This window comes from Roseibium sp. (assembly GCF_050301095.1).
Lineage (GTDB): Bacteria > Pseudomonadota > Alphaproteobacteria > Rhizobiales > Stappiaceae > Roseibium.
In genome coordinates, this window is record NZ_JBNKYW010000241.1 from 1 (window position 1) to 8772 (window position 8772).

Annotated in this window: 7 protein-coding genes; 2 read left to right on the forward strand and 5 right to left on the reverse strand. The window is 60.0% G+C overall.

Annotation, left to right across the window (positions count from 1 at the left end; translation table 11 throughout):
* The first annotated feature begins 34 nt into the window (after nucleotides 1-34).
* On the forward strand, nucleotides 35-502 hold the full coding sequence (locus ACQY7U_RS21035; RefSeq protein ID WP_428648888.1) for a tripartite tricarboxylate transporter TctB family protein: 468 nt from the start codon (nucleotides 35-37) through the stop codon (nucleotides 500-502).
* 1 nt (nucleotide 503) lies between these two features.
* Nucleotides 504-2009, forward strand: a complete 1506-nt coding sequence (locus tag ACQY7U_RS21040; RefSeq protein WP_428648891.1) for a tripartite tricarboxylate transporter permease — start codon at nucleotides 504-506, stop codon at nucleotides 2007-2009.
* 429 nt (nucleotides 2010-2438) lie between these two features.
* On the opposite strand, the gene ACQY7U_RS21045 is transcribed toward ACQY7U_RS21040, so the two are convergent.
* From ACQY7U_RS21045 to ACQY7U_RS21065, 5 genes are all read right to left on the reverse strand, one after another.
* A complete protein-coding gene (locus ACQY7U_RS21045) occupies nucleotides 2439-3152 on the reverse strand; it encodes a 4'-phosphopantetheinyl transferase family protein (RefSeq protein ID WP_428648894.1) in 714 nt (237 codons plus the stop codon).
* Nucleotides 3153-3226: 74 nt separating this feature from the next.
* Nucleotides 3227-4867, reverse strand: a complete 1641-nt coding sequence (locus tag ACQY7U_RS21050) for a cyclic peptide export ABC transporter (RefSeq protein ID WP_428648897.1) — start codon at nucleotides 4865-4867, stop codon at nucleotides 3227-3229.
* A gap of 43 nt (nucleotides 4868-4910) precedes the next feature.
* Nucleotides 4911-5120 carry an MbtH family protein gene (locus tag ACQY7U_RS21055; RefSeq protein ID WP_428648899.1) on the reverse strand — a complete coding sequence of 70 codons (210 nt, stop codon included), beginning with the start codon at nucleotides 5118-5120 and terminating at the stop codon, nucleotides 4911-4913.
* A 24-nt stretch (nucleotides 5121-5144) separates the two neighbouring features.
* The gene (locus tag ACQY7U_RS21060; RefSeq protein ID WP_428648902.1) at nucleotides 5145-6695 is read right to left on the reverse strand and encodes a 4-hydroxyphenylacetate 3-hydroxylase N-terminal domain-containing protein; all 1551 of its coding nucleotides are present in this window, start codon (nucleotides 6693-6695) and stop codon (nucleotides 5145-5147) included.
* Nucleotide 6696: 1 nt separating this feature from the next.
* On the reverse strand, nucleotides 6697-8772 hold a 2076-nt coding region (locus tag ACQY7U_RS21065), incomplete at its 5' end, for an alpha/beta fold hydrolase (RefSeq protein WP_428648904.1).

Consider the following 8772-nt stretch of genomic DNA (forward strand, 5'->3'; position numbering starts at 1 on the left):
CCCCCCCCCCCCCACGGCAAGTTGCGAAGTCGATATGAAAAGCAAGATTTTCGAGGGGATCCTGGCAGCCCTGGTCCTCATCCTGTCTGTCTGGGCGTTTGTTGAATCAACCGCCTATTCAAAAGCGTCCGCTTTCATGCCCCTGGCGGTCCTGGGGCTCGCCGTATTGCTGGCAGGCTCCTGGTTGGCGGAAGTCGCACTCCGCGGGAACGCTGCCGAAGGCGCGCAGGACGAGGGAAGTGAAACGGCCGCATACCTCGCCCGTTTTCTGACGCTCACCGTGCTGGTGCTCCTTTATGTCTCGTCCATTCGATGGCTTGGCTTCTTCACGGCAACCTTGTGCGTCATACCCGCGTTTGCCTATGCGTCCGGCTTTCGCGACCTGAAAACGGCCTGTTTCGCTTCGGTGGCCTTCACGTCAGTCCTCTTCGGCATATTCAACCTCTTCCTGAAGGTTCCCCTGCCTGCGGAACTCGCAACACGTCTCATCGGTGCTGAATGACATGGACCTTCTGAACAATATCTACACCGCCCTTCCCCTGGTATTTTCGCTCCAGGTGATTGCGACGATGGTCCTTGGAACGGTTGTCGGCATTGCCATCGGCGCCCTTCCCGGACTTTCCGCGACCATGGGGATCGCGGTCCTCATTCCGCTCACCTTTTCCATGGAGCCTCTTGCCGCGCTCGGAATGATCGCGGGTATTTACAACGGCGCCATGTATGGTGGCTCCATTCCGGCGATCCTGTTGCGGATACCCGGAACCCCGGCGGGGATTGCCACGGTTTACGACGGCTATCCGATGGCGCAGCAGGGCCGCGCGAAACTGGCTCTTGACGTATCTCTCGTCTCCTCCTCCATCGGCAGTTTTGCAAGCGCCATCGCCTTGCTGCTGCTCGCGCCGCCACTTGCCATGCTGGCGCTCAAGTTCGGTCCCGCCGATTATTTCTGGCTCGCAGTATTCGGCTTGTCGACCATAGCCGTCCTGATGAGCGACAGCCCCGTCAAGGGCCTCCTGAGCGCCTGTTTCGGTCTGACAATCGGAATGATCGGGATCGACGCCATCAACGGCCAGGCCCGCTTCACTTTCGACATTCCGGAGCTACGTGGCGGCGTCCACATCATCGTCCTGCTTACCGGACTTTATGCCCTCCCTCCGGCGATAGATCTTGCCCTTGGGAAGCTGGCTTTCGACGGCCGAAAACTGGAAATTCCGGATGACCACGAGGCATTCCGGTGGCGGGGACTGATACCGGTGTGGATCCGCTCCTCCGGCATCGGCATCGTCATAGGCATCATCCCCGCGCTTGGCGGCAATATCGCCGCCCTGCTTTCGTGGAACGAACAAAGACGCGCGGACAAGGACAGCACCAGATACGGCAAAGGCGCTCCGGAAGGGGTCGCCGCCGCGGAATGCGCCAACAACGCGGACACCGCCGCCACGCTGATCCCTGCAATCACGCTGGGCGTTCCGGGAAATGCGGTCGCCGCGGTCATTCTCGGGGCCCTGCTTGTGCACGGCCTGCGTCCCGGACCGGATCTCTTTACCAACAATGCCACCACCGTCTACGGCTTCATGCTCACGATGCTCGTGACCGCCGTCCTCATGTTCCTCATCGGGCGGTTCGGTTCCAAGATCTACATTCACGTCCTGCGGGTGCCCCCGGCCCTGCTTGCGCCGATGATCCTCTGCCTGACAGTCATCGGGGTCTATTCGGTTCACAACAGCATGTTCGAGGTCTGCCTGATGCTCGGTTTCGGGCTGATCGGCTTTGTCATGGAGAAGTTGAGGATCCCGACAGCCCCGGCCGTCCTCGCCGTCATCCTCGGCCCGATGGCAGAAGAGGCTTTCCGACGGGCGCTCCTGATCTCGCGCGGCGACTACACCTACCTCGTCGCCAGTCCGATTTCCTGGGGTCTGCTCATGCTGATCGCTCTGACGGCTCTGACACCGGTGTTCCGCAAATTCCGGCAGGGAAAAGCGGTTTCTGCGGCTGTGGAGAACAGCTGACACCTGCTGCCAGTCCGGCCGGGACCGATATGGCCTGGGTGGCGCAGATGCTGAGCTCATGGCTCTCCAGGCACTGCGAGGCCGTCTGGCCGGTTGCGCAAATCGCAGGCTCAGGAGAGCCTGCACGGTCAAATCCACTCAACGGAAGAAAGTCCCCTCCGGGGAAAGACCCAAACGGCCGACACTTCCGCTCCGGTCATTCAGCGCCGTTCCGGAGCAGCCGGCAGCCTCGTCTTTACAGCCCGATAAGCGGCGATGTTCTTCCTGTTGCCGTCTCCTTCGTCTCAGTTGGACGACCGATCTTCGAACGCGTGCCTGAAACAAATGACCTGTTTTTGCCAGTCGGGGGATTGATGCCTCCCCGCGGCCAACGTTCCTCCCCGATACTTTCAAACCATCTGGACAACGCCCTTCGCCGCATCAGGGCACTCAGGCGTTCCATTTGGCCACCTTCGTTACCTCGATGTCGTGCGGACCGGTTATTCCAAGCGTGGCAAGCGCAACACGCGCAGGGCCGCTGCATCTGTATATGCAGAAAGTCGCGTCAGGCCCGGGCTGGCCACGCGCAGCCTCCAGACGAATGTTTCCGTCGTCCGCGATAGTGAAACCGGTCAGGCTCAAGTCACCCGTGATCCCCACGCCGCGAGCCTTCAGGTAGGCTTCTTTCAGTGTCCAGAAGTCGAAAAATCTCGAGGTACGGGCCAGTCCGGTCAGCGTGGCAAGTTCCTGCCGTTCCCCGGGCGAACACACTTCGCGAAACAATGGTTCCATGTCGAGCGGCCGTTCGTCCGTTTCGGCGTCTATGCCGACCAGACCAGTATCGGCGACCGCGCATGCCACCAGTCCCCGCGCATGGGTCAGGCTGAAATCCAGATCGGGACGCGCGATGACGCCGGGTTTACCGGACGCACGGGTCTCAAACTGCCAGGCTCCCCGTTCGGTTTCAGGCGCGAAGTCGCTCAAGGTTCGTCGCAGCAAGGCGTGCGCGAGAGCATAGTCCTTGCGATCCCGGGCAAAGTGGTAATTCCGGAACCGCTCCAATTCCCCTTCCGAGAGAATTGCAAGGGCGGCGTCGAGATCCTGCGCGCCGCTGCCGTTCGTTTCCAGGATCCTCACCCTGACCTTTTGCAATCCGGTCCGCACGAATTGTCCTTCCAGAGCTGCAGCAAGAAAACGGCGGGGCACCAAAGCATCGCAAGCGCGCACCGGACCTCCGGTTAAACCTCGGCCTCCGCGCGACTTGAAACCTTGCTGATCCTGCCTTCTTCCATCCACACGATCTTGTCGGCGACATCGAAATAGCGGTCGTCATGGGTAATCGCAATGACGGTGCGGCCCTCATTCCTGAGCTTCATCAGGAAGTCCGAATAGAACCAGCGCCGGTATTCCGGATCCTGATCGGCGGCCCATTCATCGAAAACGTAAACGTCCCGGTTCTCCAGGAGGGCAACCACCATCGCGAGCCGCTTGCGTTGTCCGGTGGACAGGTTCGTCGTGCTGAACCGGTTGTTGCGATAGTGAACCTTCTCGTCAAGCTTCATGTCTTCCAGAAGATCATAAAGCTTCTGCTCATCCGACAGATCCACCCCATAGAGCCGGTCGAACAGGTGGAAGTCGGAAAAGATGACTGCAAACAGGCTGCGGTACCGGTCGATGTTTTCCGGCTTCACGACCTTTCCGTCCCACGAAATATGCCCACCATTCGGCTCGTAGAGACCGGTCAGGATCTTGGCAAGCGTGGACTTGCCGCTGCCGTTGCCCCCGACGATGAAAACCATTTCGCCGGACTTTATTTCCAGATCGCAGGGACCGATCGAAAAGGGTCGGTCGCCGTTTTCGCTGTGATAGGTATAGGCAATCTTCTTCAGCGAGATGGATTTTGACAGCTTCGCCTGTTTGACCTTGAGACGATCCTCGGCACCCTCGCTGTGTTTTTCCAGCAGCGTCTTCAGCTCTTCGATATTCGATACTGCAAGATTTGCCCGCGACACGACAGGCAACATGCGGATGATCGAGGTGATGGCGCCGCTTGCGAAGACGATCACGGTGACGATCTTTCCGGGAATGGACAGATCCGAAACATAGAACGGGATGGCGAAAACCAGCGTCCCCATGAGAGTGTAGAAAAAGACATCGCTGACCGACTGGCCGTAGTTGAAGGATCGGCCGGACTCCACCCGCAGCTCTTCGACCTGCTCGGAACGCGGGATGATGTAATTATGGAAGAGATCGTCGCTGCGCTGCGCGTTCAGCTTCACTTCCTTGAAGCCGCTCAGGATGTTCTCAAAACTGTTCTGAAAGGCCTGCTCGCTCAGGCTTGCCTGACGCATCAGCTCTTCCGCGTCGCGGTAGCTCTTGCGGTAGAAGAAGACGGCCCCGGCGAGAAAAGCCAGCGTAACTGCAAAGGCGAGCGGCGAGAGATAGCAGATATAGAGAGCCGACATCACCAGCTGCATGACGAAATAGATCAGGCCGACCAATGCCGGAGCGGTCTCCTCGATTGTCTGGTGGTCCCGGCCGACCGCTGCCCGGATCCGGTTGAGGCCGATTTCCTCGACGGTGGCCAGGTTCAGGTTGCGCACTTGCGCTGTGACCTTGATCCTCAACCGGCAAAGATAGTCGGCAATAATCGCTGTCGCCATGTTGAGCGCCCGGTTCATCGTGAACAGAACCGTTGCGCAGCCCAGCACGAAAAGACCGAGATACTGCCATTGAAGTCCGGTGGTCTGCTGGTAGTTGGTGGTGGCGTTGATGACCGCGATCACCAGCCCCATGACCAGGCCGGGCACCATGGAAAGCAATAGGAAGGAGCGTCTGCTGCCACCCGCTTCACGATACAAGAGACGAAAGAAATTCATCGAAAACCAGGCGCTCCAGAAGGGTCGTCACATGTGAAACCGGTCAGCCGCCGGTAGCCTCTTGCAGGCTTTTCGGGCGGATGTCGGTCCAGTGGACGTTGACATAGTCAACACAATCCTGCCGTTTGCCGGGTCCGAAGACCGACCGCCAGCCGTCCGGAACGGGTGCGAAATCGGGCCAGAGCGAATGCTGGTTCTCGTCATTCACCAGAACGTGGAAAATGCCGTCCGGATCGTCGAATGGATTTGTCATCACCGTCTCTTCCAACCCCTTGCGTCAGTCTTTCCACGCTGCGTTGCACCAGCCGAATTCATCATAGTCATCAAGACACTGGTCAACAAGCGACAGCATCCGGTCCATCGTTCCATCGCGCCGGGCAATCGCCGGCAGCTGCAGTTTCACCTCTTCGTGGTTGCCCGCGTAGTTGCGTTCGTAAAGTTCGTGGCGTCCCGCAAACTCGGAACCGGTCGCATCCCAGAGCAACTTCATCAATTTGATACGGTCCTTGTAGCCAATGCCGTTGGAGCCGCGCACATAGCGTTCCAGATAGGCGTCTATTTCCGGGTTCCGGAAGTCCCTGGCCGAGGACGGCAGATAGATAAGCGCGGAGGCGACAATCTTCTGGACGATCTCCTTGACCCTGCCATAGGCGTCCGGTGCAAGCGCGCGATAGGCCTGGGCGGCGGACAGACCCGGAAGATACGCGCCGTCTGCGAAAGGTTCGGGCGTTCGCGCCATGGCATCCGACAACGACCAGAACAGGTGGCGAAGCGCAATTACCTCGCCCTGCAGAACCTGGTTGCCGCGGAATTCGTCGCCGCTCGTGATATGCAGCGCCTTCGTCAGGAGACCGCTCAGAAAATCAAGCTTCACCGCAAAACGGGTACAGCCGTGAAAACAGGTCCCCTGCAGGTAGCCGGTATCCATCAGGAAATCGATGGGCTTGTGGGCAGGGCCGTAAACCAGGACGTTCTCCCAGGGCACGAAGACATTGTCGAGGACGAGAATGGCATCGTTTTCGTCGAACCGTGACGACAGCGGGCTGTCAAACGGCGTCGATGCCTGACTGGCCGCGAATTCGTAGGAGTTCCGGCAGATCAGCTTGATTCCCGGTGTCGACATGTCGAGGAAGAACATGAAAGCCGTCGGCGGCTCGTTCGTATCGGACACCGCATGATGGCTCAGGAAATTGTAATGGGTCAGTGCTGCGGAGGTCGCGACCACCTTGGCGCCTGAAAGATAAAGCCCCGCATCGGTTTCCCGGACCACATGCACCAGAATGTCCTTCGCCTCGCTGATCGGCTTCGCCCGGTCGATCGGCGGATTGGCAACCGCGTGGTTCATGAAATAGGTCCGTTCCTGCGCCAGATGATACCAGCGGCGGGCATTGTCCGCGAAAGGACCATAGTAGGCCGCGTTGGCCTCCAGGGTATTGACGATTGCGGCCTTGTAATCGGGCGACCGTCCCATCCAGCCATAGCTGAGTTTCGCCCATTCGGCGATGGCCTGCTGTTGACCGAGCAGTTCCTCCGCGGAGCGGGCCACCTTGAAATAACGATGTGTAAAACCGGCAGGATCGGCGTCGGCCGGCGCGGTCAGAACGCCGGTGCCGCTGTCATGGTCCTGGTGAAGCGCGTCATAGAGACGGGCAAGCGAACGCACCGAATTGCGGAACGCCGGGTGGCCGGTCAGGTCGCTCACCTTCTCGCCATTGAAATAGACGCAACGCTGGTCCTGAAGGCTCTCGATGAACTCGCGGCCGGTCAATGGCGTCGCGACAACCGCCTTTTGCGCAGATTCCATCGGATTGAGGATATCAACCGACATTCTAATGTCTCCCTTCCTGGGCATCCTGCCCGCATGACAGGTCGCCCTTGTCCATCCATCGAGCAAGTTCCCTGCCGATTTCGGCAAGTGCTTGCTGCGAAGTCATCTCGTGATGCGTGCAGTCAAGTGCCAATGTTTCGAACCGGCCGCTTGTCAGATGCTTCCACGGGTCGCTCGCAAGCGAATTCATCCGCCAGGTGTCTTTCGAGACGAAGTGAATCAGCGGGCAGGAAAGCTCTCGCGGCCGGTAGCCATGTGCCAGCTGCGCATTGTTGCGCGCAATCCGGAGCATTGCCTCGAAATCCGTGCATGTCAGATCCGCGAGCGGATGAGCGATCCGCTCGATGTAGCGCATGACTTCATCAAAGCCGATCGTCTCCGGCGCGCGGCCATCCGGATCGAAGCCGACCATCTCGAAGAAAGCACCGCGGGCGCCGTGATCCGAGAGGTCCGGCAAAGGATCCGAAGCATCCGCCGGATAACTGTCCAGAAGCGTCAGAAATTCCACTTTCCGCCCGCGTTCCTCAAACAACCGGGCCATCTCGAATGCGGCCAGTCCGCCAAAAGACCAGCCCAGCAACCGAACGGGGCCGTCGGGATCGATCCGGCTGACGCTTTCAACATAGTCGGCCGCCATGCTGCCGATCGATGAGGGCAGGACCGGCTCGCCGACATATCCGCGCGCCTGAAGCGCAATGATGGGGATGTCCGCAGGCAGGACGGAAGCAAGTCCGGCATAGGTCCAGCCAAGACCAAACCCCGGATGGACGCAGAACAGTGGTGCCTCCGTTCCGGCACGGCGAATCTGCAGAACCGGTTCCAGCAGGCCGGTTTTCCGGCCTTGCCCGTGGGACAGGAGGCCGCGTACCGTCGGCGTTTCGAAGATATCGCGAAGGCTGACTTCAAGTCCCATTCGCTCCCGCATGAGCGTTTTCAGCCGCGCCGCGAGCAGTGAATGGCCACCCATCTCGAAAAAACTGTCCTCCGGACCTGGCAGGGCTCCGGGCAGCAATTCGGCAAAGAGGTTGCAAAGCAAGGTCTCCTGCAAAGTCTGTGGTTCCGAACTGCCCGGCTTGCGGACCGGATGGGGAAGCGCCAGGCGATTGAGTTTGCCGTTGGGGGTCAGTGGCAGTTCCGGAAGAATGACGAGGTCTGCGGGTACCATGTAGTCCGGCAGGGTCTGCCGGAGACGTGTGCGCAGCGGTTCACCATTGAGCTCCGTTCCACCTTCCGGAACGACATAGGCCACGAGCGACTGGCTCCGGCCTGCGCCGGCCCTGTCGATAACGACAGCCTGCGCCACATTGCTCATTGCGGCGATTGCGGCTTCGATTTCTGCCGGTTCGATGCGATGTCCGCGGATCTTTATCTGACTGTCATTGCGGCCGAGGAACACCAAATCGCCGGTGTTTCTGCGGAAAACCCTGTCGCCGGTCCTGTACATCCGCGCGCCGCCTCCGGCAAAGGGGTCCGCCACGAAGCGTTCGCTCGAAAGGTCTGGCCGAGCATGATAACCGCGCGCAAGCCCCAGCCCGCCAATGTAAAGTTCTCCGGCAACCCCGTCGGCCACCGGCTGCAGGGTCTGGTCAAGAACGTAGGCTTGAGTGTTCCAGAGAGGCAGGCCGATGCCGGGTCCGGTTTCGGCCTCGTGGGCTGCGGGTTCCAAGAGGGACCAGATGGTCGTTTCGGTCGGGCCATAGAGATTGGTCACCGGTCCGGTTTCACGCAACTGCGCCGCAAGGCCGCCATCGAGGGCCTCGCCGCCGGCAAGGACCCGAAGCCGCGGCGGAGTTCCGACCTCGAGCAGGGCGCGCCACAGCGACGGCGTTGCCTGCATCACCGTCGGCTGTTCGGCAGATATCCAGTCGAACAACCGGTCCGCTTCCCGCTGGTTCCCCTCGAACAGCAGCACGGCGGCACCGCTCATGAGCGGACCGAAAATCTCAAGTCCGGCGATATCGAACCCTATCGTGGTTGCCCCGAGCACCTTGTCCTCGGGCTTCAGGCGAAGGTCGGTGCTCAGGCAGCACAGGAGGTTCTTGAGCCCCTGCCGTGTGACGACGACGCCCTTGGGTTT

Excerpts from the sequence above, each read along its gene's own strand:
- ACQY7U_RS21040 (WP_428648891.1), top strand. The coding sequence starts at position 504 with ATGGACCTTCTGAACAATATCTACACCGCCCTTCCCCTGGTATTTTCG.
- ACQY7U_RS21050 (WP_428648897.1), bottom strand. The coding sequence starts at position 4,867 with ATGAATTTCTTTCGTCTCTTGTATCGTGAAGCGGGTGGCAGCAGACGC.
- ACQY7U_RS21060 (WP_428648902.1), bottom strand. The coding sequence starts at position 6,695 with ATGTCGGTTGATATCCTCAATCCGATGGAATCTGCGCAAAAGGCGGTT.
- ACQY7U_RS21035 (WP_428648888.1), top strand. The coding sequence starts at position 35 with ATGAAAAGCAAGATTTTCGAGGGGATCCTGGCAGCCCTGGTCCTCATC.
- ACQY7U_RS21055 (WP_428648899.1), bottom strand. The coding sequence starts at position 5,120 with ATGACAAATCCATTCGACGATCCGGACGGCATTTTCCACGTTCTGGTG.